This is a genomic window from Pedococcus sp. NPDC057267, from assembly GCF_042668795.1.
Taxonomy (GTDB): Bacteria; Actinomycetota; Actinomycetes; order Actinomycetales; family Dermatophilaceae; genus Pedococcus.
In genome coordinates, this window is the sequence record NZ_JBHUYG010000009.1 from 27,779 (window position 1) to 44,022 (window position 16,244).

The 16,244-nt window shown below is 74.0% G+C and carries 16 protein-coding genes and 2 tRNA genes; 3 read left to right on the plus strand and 15 right to left on the minus strand.

The genetic code is table 11. The features are described 5' to 3' along the window. From ACFUC1_RS03825 to ACFUC1_RS03835, 3 genes are read left to right on the plus strand one after another with little or no spacing between them, the layout of a single operon-like run. Nucleotides 1–1,443, plus strand: a complete 1,443-nt coding sequence (locus ACFUC1_RS03825; RefSeq protein WP_379116782.1) for an MFS transporter — start codon at nt 1–3, stop codon at nt 1,441–1,443. Continuing rightward, a complete protein-coding gene (locus ACFUC1_RS03830; protein ID WP_379116784.1) occupies nt 1,440–2,453 on the plus strand; it encodes a hypothetical protein in 1,014 nt (337 codons plus the stop codon). The genes ACFUC1_RS03825 and ACFUC1_RS03830 overlap by 4 nt, the downstream gene beginning before the upstream one ends. 21 nt (nt 2,454–2,474) lie before the next feature. After that, on the plus strand, nt 2,475–3,497 hold the full coding sequence (locus ACFUC1_RS03835) for an adenosine deaminase (RefSeq protein WP_379116785.1): 1,023 nt from the start codon (nt 2,475–2,477) through the stop codon (nt 3,495–3,497). A 12-nt stretch (nt 3,498–3,509) separates the two neighbouring features. Here the strand turns inward: ACFUC1_RS03835 and ACFUC1_RS03840 are convergent, their stop codons facing one another. From ACFUC1_RS03840 to ACFUC1_RS03910, 15 genes are all read right to left on the minus strand, one after another. Further along, nucleotides 3,510–4,583 (minus strand): UDP-N-acetylmuramate dehydrogenase, encoded by a 1,074-nt coding sequence (locus tag ACFUC1_RS03840; protein ID WP_379116787.1) that lies wholly within the window; start codon nt 4,581–4,583, stop codon nt 3,510–3,512. Then, on the minus strand, nt 4,583–5,005 hold the full coding sequence (locus ACFUC1_RS03845) for a MaoC/PaaZ C-terminal domain-containing protein (RefSeq protein WP_379116789.1): 423 nt from the start codon (nt 5,003–5,005) through the stop codon (nt 4,583–4,585). The genes ACFUC1_RS03840 and ACFUC1_RS03845 overlap by 1 nt, the downstream gene beginning before the upstream one ends. Nucleotides 5,006–5,007: 2 nt before the next feature. Then, nucleotides 5,008–5,454 (minus strand): MaoC family dehydratase N-terminal domain-containing protein, encoded by a 447-nt coding sequence (locus ACFUC1_RS03850; RefSeq protein ID WP_379116791.1) that lies wholly within the window; start codon nt 5,452–5,454, stop codon nt 5,008–5,010. Nucleotides 5,455–5,644: 190 nt separating this feature from the next. Next, on the minus strand, nt 5,645–5,815 hold the full coding sequence (gene rpmG, locus ACFUC1_RS03855) for a 50S ribosomal protein L33 (protein WP_310154042.1): 171 nt from the start codon (nt 5,813–5,815) through the stop codon (nt 5,645–5,647). A 116-nt stretch (nt 5,816–5,931) separates the two neighbouring features. Beyond that, nucleotides 5,932–6,005: transfer RNA gene (locus ACFUC1_RS03860), tRNA-Met, on the minus strand. A 32-nt stretch (nt 6,006–6,037) separates the two neighbouring features. Then, nucleotides 6,038–6,110 (minus strand) — tRNA-Thr (locus tag ACFUC1_RS03865). A gap of 102 nt (nt 6,111–6,212) precedes the next feature. Beyond that, nucleotides 6,213–7,382: an acyl-CoA dehydrogenase family protein gene (locus ACFUC1_RS03870; protein WP_379116793.1), complete on the minus strand. Its 1,170-nt coding sequence runs from the start codon at nt 7,380–7,382 to the stop codon at nt 6,213–6,215. 84 nt (nt 7,383–7,466) lie between these two features. After that, nucleotides 7,467–7,916, minus strand: a complete 450-nt coding sequence (gene aroQ / locus ACFUC1_RS03875) for a type II 3-dehydroquinate dehydratase (protein ID WP_379116796.1) — start codon at nt 7,914–7,916, stop codon at nt 7,467–7,469. A 259-nt stretch (nt 7,917–8,175) separates the two neighbouring features. Beyond that, on the minus strand, nt 8,176–8,931 hold the full coding sequence (locus ACFUC1_RS03880; protein ID WP_379116798.1) for an SRPBCC family protein: 756 nt from the start codon (nt 8,929–8,931) through the stop codon (nt 8,176–8,178). Nucleotides 8,932–8,935: 4 nt separating this feature from the next. After that, nucleotides 8,936–9,790, minus strand: a complete 855-nt coding sequence (locus ACFUC1_RS03885) for an FAD binding domain-containing protein (protein WP_379116800.1) — start codon at nt 9,788–9,790, stop codon at nt 8,936–8,938. Then, entirely contained in the window at nt 9,787–12,288 is a 2,502-nt protein-coding gene (locus ACFUC1_RS03890) for a xanthine dehydrogenase family protein molybdopterin-binding subunit (protein ID WP_379116802.1), read from the minus strand. The genes ACFUC1_RS03885 and ACFUC1_RS03890 overlap by 4 nt, the downstream gene beginning before the upstream one ends. Next, the gene (locus tag ACFUC1_RS03895) at nt 12,285–12,767 is read right to left on the minus strand and encodes a (2Fe-2S)-binding protein (protein WP_379116804.1); all 483 of its coding nucleotides are present in this window, start codon (nt 12,765–12,767) and stop codon (nt 12,285–12,287) included. The genes ACFUC1_RS03890 and ACFUC1_RS03895 overlap by 4 nt, the downstream gene beginning before the upstream one ends. Nucleotides 12,768–12,865: 98 nt before the next feature. Beyond that, nucleotides 12,866–14,158 (minus strand): XdhC family protein, encoded by a 1,293-nt coding sequence (locus tag ACFUC1_RS03900; protein WP_379116806.1) that lies wholly within the window; start codon nt 14,156–14,158, stop codon nt 12,866–12,868. Beyond that, on the minus strand, nt 14,151–15,284 hold the full coding sequence (locus ACFUC1_RS03905; RefSeq protein ID WP_379116808.1) for a VWA domain-containing protein: 1,134 nt from the start codon (nt 15,282–15,284) through the stop codon (nt 14,151–14,153). The genes ACFUC1_RS03900 and ACFUC1_RS03905 overlap by 8 nt, the downstream gene beginning before the upstream one ends. Continuing rightward, entirely contained in the window at nt 15,281–16,174 is an 894-nt protein-coding gene (locus tag ACFUC1_RS03910) for an AAA family ATPase (protein ID WP_379116810.1), read from the minus strand. The genes ACFUC1_RS03905 and ACFUC1_RS03910 overlap by 4 nt, the downstream gene beginning before the upstream one ends. Nucleotides 16,175–16,244: the final 70 nt, after the last annotated feature.

A 16,244-nucleotide genomic window follows, 5' to 3' on the forward strand; every position in this document is an offset into this window, starting at 1 on the left:
GTGTACCTCAGCGAGCGCCCACGGACCGGGTCCGGGCCGCAGGCGTCTGCCCCCGAGCGCGAGGGGCGGCTCGGCGGCGACCTGCAGGGCGGTGGCCACGAGCCGGGTGACCGGCAGGGCGACGTCCGGCCGCGGGGCCGAGGGCGACGCGGTGTCGGCGGCACCGTGGTGCTGCTCGGTCTCGTCAGCCTGCTGACGGACGTCTCCTCGGAGTCCGTGTCGGCCGTCCTGCCGCTCTACCTCACCGCCGTGCTGGGGCTCTCGCCCCTCGCCTACGGCTTCGTCGACGGCCTCTACCAGGGCGTGAGCGCGCTCGTGCGGATCCTGGGCGGGTGGCTCTCGGACCGGGCCGACCGCCCCAAGTGGGTGGCCTTCGCCGGCTACGGCCTGTCGGCGGTGACCAAGGTGTTCCTCCTGCTGGCGCAGGGGCTCGGGGCCGTGACCACCGTCATCACTCTCGACCGGCTCGGCAAGGGCCTGCGCACCGCGCCGCGCGACGCGATCATCGCCGCGTCCACGCCACCGCACGCGCTGGGGCGTGCCTTCGGCGTGCACCGGGCGCTCGACACCACCGGTGCGGCGATCGGCCCGCTGCTGGCGTTCGCGATCCTGTGGTTCGTCCCCGGCGACTACCGCGGGGTCTTCCTCGCCTCGCTGGCCGCCGCCGTCCTCGGGCTGGCGCTGCTCGGCCTGATGGTGCCCGACCTGCGTCCGCGCCGAGGGGCCGCGACCACGCGGGCCGCATCCGGGGCGGCGGCCGCCGCCCCAGCCTCCGGGCCCGCCCCCACCGCCCCCACCGCCCCGGACGGGCCCTCCCCCGGCCCGGCTCCGCTGGCGACTCCGTCGTGGCGGTCGCTGCGGGACCGGTCGTTCGCACGCGTGGTGCTCGCCTCCGGGGTGCTGGGCGTGCTCACGATCAGCGACGGCTTCCTGTACCTGTCGCTGCAGCAGCGCGACTCCTTCGCCGCCACGTGGTTCCCGCTGCTCTTCGTCGGGACCAACGTCGCCTACCTCGCCCTGGCGGTGCCGTTCGGCCGGCTCTCCGACCGGCTGGGCAGGGCCCGGGTGCTGGTCGGCGGCCACGTCCTGCTCGTGGGCGCGTACCTCCTCGCGGCGCTGCCCTCCGGCGGCCTCGGGCTGACGATCGGCTGCCTCGTGGCGCTCGGTGCGTTCTACGCGGCGACCGACGGGGTGCTCGCGGCCCTGACCTCCCAGCTCGTGCCGGCCGGCGCCCGGGCCCGCGGCATCGCGACCGCCCAGACCGTGCAGGCCCTGGCGCGGTTCGGGTCCTCCCTGGTCTTCGGGGCGCTGTGGACCGGGCTCGGGCGCGGCCCGGCGGTCGTTGCGGTCGCGGCCGCCCTCGCCGTGGCCGTCGTCGCCTGCGGCTGGCTGCTGCGCGGGCTGGGCGGCAGCACCCCGGCGGGCTCCGAGGTGGCCGCGTGAGCACACGGCTGCGCCTCGCGGTCCTCCTCGCCCTGGCCGTGGTGCTGGTCGGCGGCACCGCGGCATACCTCGTGGAGTCCCGCGACGCGCAGCTCACGGCGGCGCGCGCGGCGCCCGCCCAGGCCACCGTCGCACCGGCGAGCGTGGCCTCGGCGCCGCGGATCGTCTTCCGGAACACCGCGATCGGGCCGGCCTACGGGCGCGTGGCCATGGTGCCGCTGTCCGACCCCGGCGGCCCGCGGGCGATCACCGACACGTCGTGCGACCGGGTGTTCGCGGCGGCCGGCCACACGCTGTGCCTCGCGTCCGACACCGGGGTGGTCGCCGCCTACTCCGCCCGGGCGTGGGCCGACGCCGGAGGGCCGAAGGTGGACCTCCCGCTCACCGGGACCCCCAGCCGCGCCCGGCTGTCCGACGACGCGAGGTTCGCGGCGACGACCAGCTTCGTGGCCGGCGACTCCTACTCCTCCGCGCACTTCTCGACCCGCACCGTGGTCACCGAGCTCGCCACCGGGAAGTCGGTCGACCTCGAGACGTTCCGGCTGGTCCACCGGGGCCGCGCCATCAGCCCGGCGGACCGCAACTTCTGGGGCGTGACGTTCGCCGCCGACGACGACCACTTCTACGTGACCGTGCAGTTCTCCGGCACGACGTGGCTCGCGGCCGGCCAGCTGTCGACGCGGACGGTGCGCACGGTCCGACCGGACGCCGAGTGCCCCTCGCTGTCCCCCGACGGGACGAAGGTCGCGTACAAGAAGCGGGGCGACCGGCGACCGGGCGACTGGCGGCTCGCCGTCATGGACATCGCGACCGGGCGCGAGACCGTGCTCGCGGAGCAGCACTCGGTCGACGACCAGGTCGAGTGGCTCGACGACGGGACGATCCTCTACGGGCTGCCGGGCGAGGGCACGGCCGCGGCCGAGAGCAACGTGTGGGCCGTGCCCGCCGACGGCACGGGCTCACCGAGGATGCTCATCGCGAAGGCGTGGTCCCCCGCCGTCGTCCGCTGAGCGGGTGCAAGACTGCACGGCATGTCGCGAGCGGTGGTCGATCTGCCCAAGGCGCACCTCCACCTGCACTTCACGGGGTCGATGCGGGTCGCGACGGTGCACGAGCTCGCGACCCGGCACGGCATCCGGCTGCCGGATGCGCTGACGAGCGACTACCCGCCGCGGCTGAGCGCGCGCGACGAGCGCGGCTGGTTCCGGTTCCAGCGGCTCTACGACGCGGCGCGAGCCTGCGTGCGCGACGAGTCCGACCTGCGCCGGATCGTGCGGGAGGCCGCGGAGGACGACGCCGCCGAGGGCTCGCGCTGGCTGGAGATCCAGGTCGACCCGACGTCGTACGCGCCGTTCGTCGGCGGCATCACGCCCGCGCTCGAGATCGTCCTCGACGAGGCCCGGCTCGCCTCGGCCGCCGGGCCCACCGGGGTCGCCGTCGTCGTGGCGGCCAGCCGCATCAGGCACCCGCTCGACGCCCGGACCCTGGCCCGCCTGGCGGCCCGGTATGCCGGCGAGGGGCCGGGCGAGGTCGTGGGCTTCGGGCTCAGCAACGACGAGCGCCGCGGCGTGACCGAGGAGTTCGCACCCGCCTTCGAGATCGCCCGTCGCGCGGGCCTGGCGCTCGTGCCGCACGCCGGGGAGCTGCTCGGCCCCACGGCCGTGGAGACGACGCTGGAGTCGCTCCGCCCGGACCGCATCGGGCACGGCGTGCGCTCGGTCGAGGACCCTCGTGTCCTCGACCTCGTGGCGGAGTCGGGTGTGGCCCTCGAGGTCTGCCCGCGCAGCAACGTGGCCCTCGGCGTCTACGGCAGCGCGCAGGACGTGCCGCTGCGCACGATCGTCGACCACGGCATACCCGTGGCGCTGGGGGCGGACGACCCCCTGCTGTTCGGTTCCAGGCTGGCCCCGCAGTACGAGTCGGCGCGCGAGGACCTGGTGTTCTCCGACGACGAGCTGGCAGGCCTGGCCCGCGGCTCGTGGCGTGCGTCGCGCGCACCCGAGGACGTGCGCAAGCAGGCCCTCGAGGGCATCGAGGCCTGGCTGGCGGGCTGAGGGTGCGCCCCGTCAGAGGCTGGTGCCGACGAGGACCGGCTCGTTGACGAGGGTCACGCCGAAAGCGGCGTCGACCCCGTCGCGCAGCTCACGCGCCAGGGCCACGACGTCTCGGGCGGTCGCCCCACCCCGGTTCGTGACGGCCAGGGTGTGCTTGGTGGACAGGGCAGCCGGACCCGGCATGCGGTAGCCCTTGCCGAAGCCCGCGTGCTCGATCAGCCACGCGGCGGAGGTCTTGACGTCGCCCTCGGCGTCGGCGAACCGGGGTGGCCTGGGCCCGTCGGGACCCAGCCGCTCGGTCGCCCGTCGCTCGAGCTCCTCGAACCGCTGCGGCGACAGGACCGGGTTGGTGAAGAACGACCCGCACGACCAGGTGTCGTGGTCGTCCTCGTCGAGCACCATCCCGCGGCGGCGGCGCTGGGCCAGCACGGCCTCGCGGGCGTCCGCGAGCGGGACGCGCCCGCCCACCTCCACCCCGAGCTGGCGGGCGAGGTCGGCGTATGCTACGGGCCGGCTGAGGTCGCTCGGCACCAGCTGGAACAGGACGTCGAGGACGACGTACCGGTCGGTGGCCTTGAAGACGGAGTGCCGGTAGGTGAAGGCGCAGTCCGCGTTGGCGACGGTGCGGACCACCTGGTCGCGGCGGTCCCAGACCCGCACCGAGGCGATGGTCTGGGCGACCTCCTGGCCGTAGGCGCCGACGTTCTGCACCGGCGTCGCCCCGGTGCCGCCGGGGATGCCCGACAGCGCCTCGATGCCGGCCCAGCCCTCGGCGACGGCCCGGGCGACGAGGTCGTCCCACGGGACGCCCGCCGCCACGCGCACCATGACGCCGCCGCACAGGTCGGCGGACTCGACGGTGATGCCATCGGTGGCGACCCGCAGGACGGTGCCGGCGAAGCCGTCGTCGGCCACGACGACGTTGGACCCGCCGGTCAGGACCAGCAGCGGCTCGTCGGCGTCGTCGACCTCACGCGCGGTGTCGACGACCTCGTCGGTCGTCTCGGCGGTGACCAGCCGGGCGGCCGGGCCCCCGACGCGCATCGTGGTCAGGGGCGCGATGGGCGCGTCGTGCTCCTCGCGCATCAGGCGAGCGCCACCACCGCGAGGCACCGGCCGAGCGCCTTGGTGCCGTCGGCGGTCACGGTGAGCTCGACGGTGGCCCGGCGGGCCTGCTCGTCGAGGGACTTCACGGTGCCGGACACCTCGAGGTCGGCGCCGTCGCGGGGCACGACGACCATCGAGGTGAAGCGGGTGCCGAACTCGAGCACGCGGCCACCGTCGCCCACCCACTCCTCGAGCACGGCACCGGCCGCGCCCATGGTCCACATGCCGTGGGCGATGACGTCGGGCAGGCCGACGGAGCGGGCGAATTCCTCGTCCTGGTGGATGGGGTTCTGGTCGCCGGAGGCGTTGGCGTAGGCCACGAGGGTGTCGCGGCCGACGTGCACCGTCGTGGGGCCGAAGGTCTCGCCGGCGGCGACGTCGTCGAAGCTGCGGACGGCCATGCTCACTCCCCTCCCCGGACGACGATGGTGGAGGTCGACGTGCACAGGGCCTCGCCGTCCTCGGTGGCGAGCTCGGTGCGGGTCGTCACCATCGAGTGGCCGCCGGCCTGGCGGATCGAGTCGACGGTGAGCGTGCCCACGACGGAGTCGCCGGCGGTGATGGGCCGGTGGTGCACGAACTTCTGCTCGCCGTGGACGACGCGGCTGTAGTCGATGCCCGCCTCGGGGTCGGCGACGTACTGCCGGTCGACCTGCTGGGCGATGCTCACCGCGAAGGTGGGCGGCGCGATGACGTCGCGGTAGCCGGCGGCCCGGGCCGCCTCGGCGGAGGAGTGCACCGGGTCGTGCGAGCCGACCGCCTCGGCGAAGGCCGTGAGCATCGCCGCGTCCACGGCATACGGGCCACTGGGCGGGTAGGTGCGCCCCAGGAAATCTGCGTTGACGGCCATGGCGTCCACTCTAGGGGCGCGCCCGGACGGGCACCGACCCAGCCCACAGCGCCGCCCCGGGGACGACGAAGCCGCCCGGCGGACGGGTGGGCCCAGGAGCAGGTGGCGGCCGCCGCCCCGGGGACGACGAAGCCGCCCGGCGGACGGGTGGGTCCGGGGCGGCTTCGGGGTGCGCCTGTCGGCGCGCTGCTCAGCGGGTCTCGCGGTGCAGGGTGTGCTTGCCGTCGCGAGGGCAGAACTTCTTCATCTCCAGGCGGTCGGGGTTGTTCCGACGGTTCTTCTTGGTGATGTAGTTGCGCTCCTTGCAGTCCACGCACGCCAGGGTGATCTTGGGGCGGACGTCTGCGCTCTTGCTAGCCACGGGGCAACCTGCTCTCGAAACTGACGGGGTCTGAAACTCGTGTGATGGGCCGCGCACGACGCGGCAGCGACACATCAGGGTACGCGACCTCGGGCCGAAACCTGAAATCGCCGTTGTAGCGGGAGCGGGGCTCGATCCCGCGACCTCACGATTATGAGTCGTGCGCTCTAACCAGCTGAGCTACCCCGCCTCGGGGCTCGACGCCCTGCGGCGCCGGACCAGAGCCCCCTGTCGGAATCGAACCGACGACCTTTTCCTTACCATGGAAACGCTCTGCCGACTGAGCTAAGGGGGCCTGCCGTCCTGCGCAGGAAGCCCTGCGCGGAAGTGCGACGGTGAGACTACAGGGTGAGCCCGTCGGGAGTGAAATCGACTGCCACCGCCCGCCGGAGGCTGCTCAGCGGAAGGCCGAGACCCCCGTGAGCGCCTCCCCCACGACCAGCGTGTGCATCTCGACCGTGCCCTCGTAGGTCAGCACGGACTCGAGGTTGTTCATGTGCCGGATGACGGGGTACTCGAGGCTGATGCCGTTCGCCCCGAGGATGGTCCGGGCCGTGCGGCAGATCTCGAGCGACTCCCGGATGTTGTTGAGCTTGCCGAGGCTGACCTGGGTCGGCGTGATCGTGCCGGCGTCCTTGCGGCGCCCCAGGTGCAGCGCGAGCAGCTGGCCCTTGACGAGCTCGAGGGCCATGTCGGCGAGCTTCTGCTGGGTGAGCTGGAACCCCGCGAGGGGGCGTCCGAACTGGTGCCGCTCCACGGCATACCGGCGGGCGGTCTCGAGCGAGGAGCGGGCGGCGCCGAGCGAGCCCCAGACGATGCCGTAGCGCGCCTCGGTGAGGCAGGACAGCGGGCCCTTGAGCCCGCGCACCTCGGGGAACACCGCCTCGGCGGGCAGGCGGACGCCGTCGAGCACGAGCTCGGAGGTGACCGAGGCCCGCAGCGACATCTTGTGCTTGATGAGCGGGGCGGAGAACCCGGGGGTGTCGGTCGGCACGACGAAGCCGCGGATGCCCTCGTCGGTCTGCGCCCACACCACCGCGACGTCGGCGATGGAGCCGTTGGTGATCCACATCTTGGCGCCGTCGAGCACCCAGTCGTCGCCGTCCCGCCGCGCACGGGTGCGCATCGAGCCGGGGTCGGAGCCGTGGTCGGGCTCGGTGAGGCCGAAGCAGCCGATGGCCTCGCCGGCGGCCATGCGGGGCAGCCACTCCTGCTTGTGCTCCTCGCTGCCCCAGCGGTGGATGGCGAACATCGCCAGCGACCCCTGGACGGACACGAGGGACCGTATGCCGGAGTCGGTCGCCTCGAGCTCGAGGCAGGCCAGGCCGTAGTCGACCGAGCTCAGGCCGGCGCAGCCGTAGCCCTCGAGGTGCATGCCGAGCAGTCCGAGGGCGCCGAGCTCGCGCGCCAGGCCCCGGATGTCGTCGACCTCGCCACGCTCGAACCAGTCCGCGACGTGCGGCTCGACCCGCTTGTCGAGGAAGGCGCGGGTGCTGTCCCGGATCGCCTTCTCCTCGTCGGAGAGCAGGTCGTCGATGCCGGCGAGGTCGAGCGGGTTCCGGTCCATGGGGCCAGTCTGCCGCGACCGGGCCCCGCGGCGGGCACAACCGTGGCCGGTCTCACCGCGCGGGGTCCGCGTGCCGGCGGGACGTCAGGGCTTGGGGTGGGCGAGCTCGCTGATCCGCGCGATGGCGTAGGCGTAGCCGCTGGGCCCGCAGCCGACGATGACGCCGGTCGACACCGCGGACAGGTAGGAGTGGTGCCGGAACTCCTCGCGGGCGTGCACGTTGCTCAGGTGCACCTCGAAGACCGGGACCGGCACGGTGGCGAGGGCGTCGCGCAGCGCGACCGAGGTGTGCGTGTACGCCCCGGCGTTGACGACGAACCCGACGGCCTGGTGGCGCAGCTCGTGGATGGCGTCGATGAGCACGCCCTCGTGGTTGCTCTGCCGGAAGTCGACCGCGAGCCCCGCGAGGCTGGCGGCCTTGCGGCACAGGGCCTCCACGTCGGCGAGGGTCTCGTGGCCGTAGACCTCCGGCTCCCGCTCACCGAGCAGGTTGAGGTTGGGGCCGTTGAGGACGACGACGGTCGGCTCGCTCATGGGGGCAGCTCCTGTGCTGGCGGGGGGCCGTCGGTCCGGACCCGTGGGTGCGGGTCACTGTGGCACGGCCCGGTCGCACCTACAGGGTAGGACAGAAGTTCGGCATGTCCGGTGGAGCAGCAGGTCAGCCGTTCGGTGACCGGCTCCGGGGCGGCCAGAGGGAGGGTCCCGGCCCCGTGCGCGCGAAACGGCAGTTGCTGACACGAGACGGGGGTTCGGAACCACCGTTTCGTGCCAGCAACTGCCGTGTTGCGGGGCGTCAGCGACGGAGGCGGCGCAGGAGCAGGACCGCGACCACCGCCGCGAGGACCGCGAGCACCGGCTTGGCGTAGGTCTTCACCAGCACCGGCAGCACCGTCGAGCCGAGGTCGAGCGCCTCCTGGGGGGCGGGCTGCCTCGCCGCGGCGCGTTCGGCCCGCGAGGGCGGGTATGCCGTGGTGCCGGGCGCGCCAGCCGGCGAGGGTGCCGGCGTGGCCGGGGCCGCGGCCGCCGGTTCCTCCACCGTCGCGGTGGACGGGGCAGGCTCGGGCTCGGGGGTGACCTGCGCCCCGGCCTCCTCCTCGGCCGGCACGCCGCCGATCCGGCCCTCGATGCAGGCGACGAACTGCTGGAGCAGCTTGTCGGACACGTCCTGCATCACCCCGCGGCCGAACTGGGCGGGCTTGCCGGTGACGGCGAGGTCGGTGACGACGTCGGCGGTCGTCCCTCCCCCGTCCGCCTCGGACAGCCGGATCGTCACGGTCGCGCCGGCCGTGCCGTTGCCACGCTTGTCCTTGCCCTTGGCCTCGATGACGGCGTGGTGGGCGGCGTCGTCGCGCTCGACGAACGACCCGGACCCGGCGTACTGCAGGGCGATCGGGCCGAGCTTGACCTTGACCGTGCCGGAGAACCCCTCGTCGGTGACCTCCGTGACCGCCGCGCCGGGGAAGCAGCTCCCCACCGCCTGGAGGTCCATGAAGGTCGCCCAGGTCTCCTCGACCGACGCCGGGACGGTGAACGAGTGGGTCAGCTCCACGCGCTCACGCCCCCGCTGCGGCCAGGACGGCGCGCCGCGTCAGGACCGTCGCGAGGTGCCGGCGGTAGTCGGCGTCGCCGTTGAGGTCCGACGGCGGGTTCGTGCCGTCGGCGGCCGCGGCGCAGGCGTCGCGGACGGCGTCCTCCGTCGCGGCCTTCCCGACGAGCGCCTGCTCCACCGCGGTGGCCCGAAGCGGGGTGGACCCCATGTTGGTCAGCCCGATCCGGGCCTCGGCGATGCTGCCGCCGTCGACCCGCACCGTCGCCGCGACCGCGACGATCGACCACTGGTGCGCCACCCGCACGAACTTCTCGTAGCGGCTGCCCCAGCCGGTGTGCTTGGGCACCCTGATCGCCGTCAGAAGCTCGCCCTCCGCCACGGCGGTCTCGAACAGGTCGCGGAAGAAGTCGCCGGCGGCGACGGTGCGCTCCCCGCCTTGGCCGGCGACGACCAGCTCGGCGTCGAGGGCGAGCACCGGGGCACCGACGTCTCCCGCCGGGTCGGCGTGGACCAGCGCGCCACCGACCGTGCCGCGGTGCCGGATCTGGGGGTCGGCGACCTCCTTCACCGCGGCGTGCAGCACCCCCGCGTGCTCGCGCACGAGGTCGGAGGCGAGCACGTCGGCATACGTCGTCATCGCACCGATCACGATGCTGTCACCGTCCTCGCGGATGCCGCGCAGCTCCTCGACGCGGCCCAGGTAGATGACCTTGTCGGGCGCGTTGAGCCGCATGCGCAGGATGGGCAGCAGGCTCTGGCCGCCGGCCAGGACCTTGGCGTCGTCCCCGGCCTCGGCGAGGGCGGCCAGGGCGTCCGCGACCGAGGTCGGGGCGAGGTACTCGAACGGGGCGGGGATCACTGGCCTGCTCCTTCCGCCGAGGCGCTGCTACTGGGGTCCGTGGGCGCCTGGTTGGGGGCGCCCCCGTCGAAGTGCGGCTGGGCGTCGGGTGTCGTGACCGCCGCCTGCTCGCCACCGGCGGAGCGGATGGCCCGCCACACGCGCTCGGGCGTGCAGGGCATCTGGATGTCGTGGATGCCCAGCGGCCGCAGCGCGTCGACGACCGCGTTGACCACGGCCGGCGTGGAGGCGATCGTGCCGGCCTCGCCCACTCCCTTGGTGCCCAGCGTGTTCGTGGTGGACGGCGAGGTGGTGTTGTCCGTGACGAAGCTGATCGTGTCGGCCGCGGTGGGCAGCGTGTAGTCGACGAACGAGCCCGTGACGAGGGTGCCGTTGTCGTCGAAGACCGCCTCCTCCCACAGCGCCTGGGCGATGCCCTGGACGAGGCCACCGTGCACCTGCCCCTCGACGATGAGGGGGTTGACGACCTGGCCGACGTCGTCGACGCAGACGTACTTGCGCATCCGCACCTGGCCGGTCTCGGTGTCGACCTCGACGGCGCACAGGTGCGTGCCGTGCGGGAAGGAGAAGCTCTCCGGGTCGAACGTGGCGTCCGCGTCGATGCCGGACTCCATGCCCTCGGCCAGGTTGTGCGAGGTGAACTGCGCGGCCGCGACCTCCGTGATGCCGATGCCCTTGTCCGTGCCCTTCACCGTGAACCGGCCGCCGGAGAACTCCAGGTCGTCGACGCTGGCCTCGAGCAGGTGGGCCGCGACCAGCTTGGCCTTGGCGACCACCTTGTCGGCGGCGCGCACCACCGCCTCGCCACCGACGACCAGCGAGCGCGAGCCGTAGGTGTCGAGGCCGCGCGGCGCGATCTGGGTGTCGCCGTGGAGGACCTCGATGTCCTCGAACGGCACCCCGAGCCGGTCGGCCGCGATCTGGCTCCACGCGGTCTCGTGCCCCTGCCCGTGCGGAGAGGTCCCGGTGATGACCTCGACCTTGCCCGTCGGCAGCATGCGGATGGAGGCGTGCTCCCAGCCGCCTGCGCCGTAGTTCAGCGTGCCGAGGACCCTCGAGGGCGCCAGGCCGCACATCTCCGTGAAGGTGGAGACGCCGATGCCGAGCTGGACGGGGTCGTTGCGCTCGCGCCGCTCCCGCTGCTCGCGGCGCAGCGCGTCGTAGTCGAACAGCTCCGTGGCGCGGGCCGTGGCAGCCTCGTAGTTGCCGGAGTCGTAGGTCATGCCGGCGACGGTCGTGAACGGGAACTCGTCGTGCCTGATCCAGTTGCGCTCGCGGATCTCGAGCGGGTCGACCCCGACCTCGGCGGCGAGCTCGTCCATGAGCCGCTCGATGGCGTACGTCGCCTCGGGGCGGCCGGCACCGCGGTAGGCGTCGACCCACGTCATGTTGGTGAGCACCGTGCGGACCGTGAACCGGTAGGCGTCGAACTTGTAGATCGAGTTGAACATCCACGCGCCCAGCACCGGGACGCCGCCGCCGACGAGGGCGACGTAGGCGCCGAGGTTGGCGATGAGGTCCACCTTGAGCGCGGTGACCTTGCCCTCCTTGGTCGCCGCCAGGGTGAGGGTCTGGTACTGGTCGCGGCCGTGGTGGCCGGAGACCAGCGACTCCGAGCGCGTCTCGGTGTACTTCACCGGCTTGCCGACGTGGCGGGCGACGGCCAGGGTCACGAACTCCTCGGCCGTGGTCTGCAGCTTGCCGCCGAAGCCGCCACCCACGTCCGGGGCGATGACGCGGACCTTCGACTCCGGCATACCCGTCGTCGCGGCGATGAGGAAGCGCAGGATGTGCGGCACCTGCGTCGAGGTCCACACGGTCACCTGCTCCCCCGTCGGGTCGACCACGGTCGAGCGGGGCTCCATGAAGGAGGGGATGAGTCGCTGCTGGCGGTACTCGCGCTCGATGACGATGCCGTCGGCGCGCGCCTTCTCGATCGCCTCGTCGACGTCGCCGCCGGTGCCGCCCTGCGCGGAGTCGAGGGTCCACACCGCGGAGGTGTTGGTCCCGAGGTCCGGGTGGGCAAGGACGGCGTCGCTGACGGCCTCCTTGGCGTCGAGCACGGCGGGCAGCTCGTCGTAGTCGACGTCGACCAGCTCCGCGGCGTCACGGGCCGCTGCAGCGGTCCGCGCCACGACCGCGGCGACGATCTCGCCGGCGCAGGCGACCCGGTCGATCGCGAAGGGCAGGTGCGGCGGCGTCTTCTGGTCGGTGGTGATCGGCCAGGCGTTCGCGACGACGCCCTGGGTGTCACGGACGTCCGCGCCCGTCACGACGGCCACGACACCCGGCGCCCTGCGGGCGGCCTCGGTGTCGATGCCCGTGATGGTGGCGTGGGCCACGGGGCTGCGGACCATCGCGATGTGCAGCATGCCCGGGAGCTGCAGGTTGTCGGTCCACCGGGTGCGACCGGTGATGAGGCGCTGGTCCTCCTTGCGCAGCCGGGCCCTGCCGACCTCGCCCGTCGCCGTGTCGGGGCGGTCGTCGACGGCGGTCACGACTGCGCTCCCGCGGTGGCGCCCTGGCCGGCCGCCTGCTGCACGGCCCTGACGATGTTGTGGTAGCCGGTGCAGCGGCACAGGTTGCCCTCGAGACCGACCCGGATCTCCTCCTCGGAGGGGTTCGGGTTGTCGTTCAGGACGTCGATGGCCTGCATGATCATGCCGGGCGTGCAGTACCCGCACTGGAGGGCGTGGCACTCGTGGAACGCCTTCTGCACCGGGTGCAGCTCGCCCCCGGCGGCGATGCCCTCGATGGTGGTCACCTCGTGCCCGTCGGCCTGGACCGCGAGGACGTTGCAGGACTTCACGCTGTGCCCGTCGAGGTGGACCGTGCAGGCACCGCAGTTGCTGGTGTCGCAGCCCACGACCGTGCCGGTCTTGCCGAGCGTCTCTCGGAGGTAGTGGACGAGGAGCGTTCGCGGCTCCACCTCGTCGGAGTAGTCGACGCCGTCGACCGTCACGTTGATGCGGGTCATTCGATCACCTCTCTGTGTTCGAAAACGCTGCGCGTGGTGCGCCCTGCACGACCCCGGCTCCTCGGATCCTCACCCGAGCGGGCCGCGGGCCACAACCATCACTGCGGATGGTTCGTCGGGTGGTCCCCTCCTCCTGCGGATGCCGGGGTGGGTGGGGAGGAGGACGTCGAGGCGAGCTCGGCGCCGTGGTGGTGGATGGGCCCCTCGCGGTGGGCCAGCCGCTCGCCGCGGCCGCCCCAGCGCAGCGCCACGATCTCGGCCGCGATGCTGACGGCGGTCTCCTCGGGCGTCCGTGCCCCGAGGTCCAGGCCGATGGGGCTGGACAGGCGCGCGAGCTCGTCCTCGGACAGCCCCGCCTCCCGCAGCCGCTCCAGCCGGTCCTCGTGCGTACGCCGCGAGCCCATGGCACCGACGAAGCCCACCTGGGGGAGCCGCAGGGCGATCTCGAGGACGGGGACGTCGAACTTGGGGTCGTGGGTGAGCACGCAGACGACGGTCCGTCCGTCGACGCGCCCGGCGTCGCGCTCGGCCGCGAGGTAGCGGTGCGGCCAGTCGACGACGACCTGGTCCGCGTCGGGGAAGCGGGTCCGGGTCGCGAAGACCGGCCGCGCGTCGCACACCGTGACGCGGTACCCCAGGAAGTGGCCCTGGCGCGCGACGGCGGCGGCGAAGTCGATGGCGCCGAAGACGAGCATCCGCGGGCGCGGGGCGTACGACGCGACGAACACCCGCATGCCCTCGCCGCGGCGCTCCCCGTCGGGGCCGTAGGTGAGCGTCTCCGTGCGACCGGCTGCGAGCAGGCCGCGGGCGTCGTCGGCGACGGCGTCGTCGGCCCGCGCGCTGCCGAGCGAGCCCTCCACCACGGGCCGGGGGGCGTGCGGGCCCATGGCCGCTGCCGTGTCCCCCCCGTCCGGGTCCGGGCCCGGCGGGCGACCGCCCTCGACGGTCGGGTCCTCGGGCCGCACGACGAGGCGGCGCCCGACGCGGGACGGGTCCGGGTGCTCGATGACGGTGGCCACCGCGACGGGCCGGCCCGCCTCGACGTCGGCGGCGACGTCCTCGAGCTGGGGGAAGGTGGTGCGGTCGACCGCCTCGACGAAGACGTCGAGGATGCCCCCGCAGGTGAGGCCCACGGCATACGCGTCGTCGTCGCTCACGCCGTAGCGCTGCAGCCGCGGCACGCCGTCGGCGACCACGGACTGGGCGAGCTCGTAGACGGCGCCCTCGACGCACCCGCCGGACACCGAGCCCACGGCCTCCCCGCCCGGGCCGACGAGCATCGCCGCACCGGGCTGGCGCGGCGCCGAGCGCCACGTGCCGACGACCGTGCCGACGCCCACGGTGGCCCCCGCCCGCCACCACCGCAGCAGCTCGTCCATCACGTCACGCACGCGCCACCACCTCCACGAGCTCCTCGAAGGTCGCCATCGAGTGGCCGGCCACGAAGTCGTCCACGTGCGGCAGCGCGGCGACCACGCCCTGCTGCACCGGCTGGTAGCCGACCTTGCCGCGGTGCGGGTTGACCCACACGACCCGGTGCGCGACGGCCCGCAGCCGGCGCATCTGCTCGCCGAGGGCGGCCGGGTCCGAGCGCTCCCAGCCGTCGCTGAACAGGACGACCACCGCGCCGCGGGCCATGCCCCGGCGTCCCCAGCGGTCGAGGAACGCGGCCACCCCCTGGGCGAGGCGGGTGCCGCCGGCCCAGTCGGGCACGACGTCGCCGCAGGACGCCAGGGCACGGTCGGCGTCGCGCTGGCGCAGGGCACGGGTGACGTGGGTGAGGCGGGTGCCCAGGGTGAACACCTCGACGGGCAGGCCGGAGGTGGCGTACGCGTGGGCGAGCCGCAGCAGCGAGTCGGCGTAGCCGCTCATCGACCCCGACACGTCGACGAGTAGGACGACCCGCCGCGGCCGCGTGCCGCGGCGGCGCCAGGCGATCGGCCCGGGCTCCCCCATGCGGCGCAGCTGGTCGCGCAGGGTGCGGTGGGCGTCGACGGAGCCGCGGGGCGCGGCGGTCCAGCGGTGTGCCCGGCGGCGGGGCGCGCGCGGCCGCAGGTGGGCGAACAGGTCGGAGAGCCGGGCGCGCTCGGCCGGGCTGAGGGTCGCGACGTCGCGGTGGCGGAGCACCTCGGTGTCGCTCGCGGTCGCGCGCAGGACGTCGTCGTCGGCGCCGGCACGGGTCCCGGCGTCCACGGCGTCGAGCGAGGCCTGGGGCACCGTCGCCGGCTGGGCCTGCCGCGGCCGCGTGCGCGCGCGCTCGAGCCCGAACCACGCGGCATACACCTGGTCGTAGCGCTCGAGGTCCGCCGGGGAGCCGCACAGCGTCGCCCGCCCCGCCCAGTAGACGCCGCGCTCGGAGCCGGCGCCGACCTCGGCGACCGCGGTGAGGTACGTCCGCTCACGGTCCGCGGTCACGGCCACACCGGCGGCCCGCAGGGCGCGGGCGAAGCCGAGGAGGATCGCATCGGGCGCGTGGTCGCCCCCCACGGGGACGGCCTCCTGGGTCGCCACGCTCATCGCGACAGGATCCGGTCGAGGGCCGCGCGGACGCGTTCGGCGTCCTCGCGGTACTTCACGGCGGCGCCGAGGCTGACAGCGGCGGTCTCGAGGTCGAGCTCGCGGGCGCCGAGCTCCTGCAGGGCGCGCGCCCAGTCGAGGGTCTCGGCGACGCCCGGTGGCTTCACGAGGCCGCCGTCGTCGCGCAGCCGGTGGACGGCCGAGACCACCTGTGCGGCGAGGGACTCCGACACCTCGGGTGCACGGCTGCGGACGATCTCGAGCTCGCGCTCCAGGCCCGGGTGGTCGATCCAGTGGTAGAGGCAGCGGCGCTTGAGGGCGTCGTGCAGCTCGCGGGTGCGGTTCGAGGTGAGGACGACGACCGGCGGGGTCGCGGCCGTCACCGTGCCCAGCTCGGGGATGGTGACCTGCCACGTGGAGAGCACCTCGAGCAGGAACGCCTCGAACTCGTCGTCGGCGCGGTCCACCTCGTCCACGAGCAGCACGGCGGGGGCGTCCCGCAGCGCCCGCAGGACGGGGCGGTCGAGCAGGAACCGCTGGTCGAACAGCTGCTCCTCCACCGCCCGGACGTCCGCGGCGGTGTCGGCCGCCACGGCCTCGACCGCACGCAGGTGCAGGATCTGCCTGGGGAAGTCCCAGTCGTACAACGCCTGGCTCGCGTCGATGCCCTCGTAGCACTGCAGCCGGATGAGCGGCAGGTCGAGCGCACCGGCGACCGCCTCGGCGAGGGCGGTCTTGCCGGTGCCGGGCTCTCCCTCGAGCAGCAGCGGGCGCTGGAGCCGCAGCGCGAGCCACGTGACGGTGGCGAGCGCGTCGTCGGCGAGGTACCCGGTGGAGGCGAGCCCGTCGCGGAGGTCCCCCGTCGTCGCGAAGGCCTCCCGTGGCTCCATGGGCACAGCATCACAAATGCGCGGCCCCGAAGGAACCCCTGCGGCCCGGCCGCCGCGACGGACGGTCGGC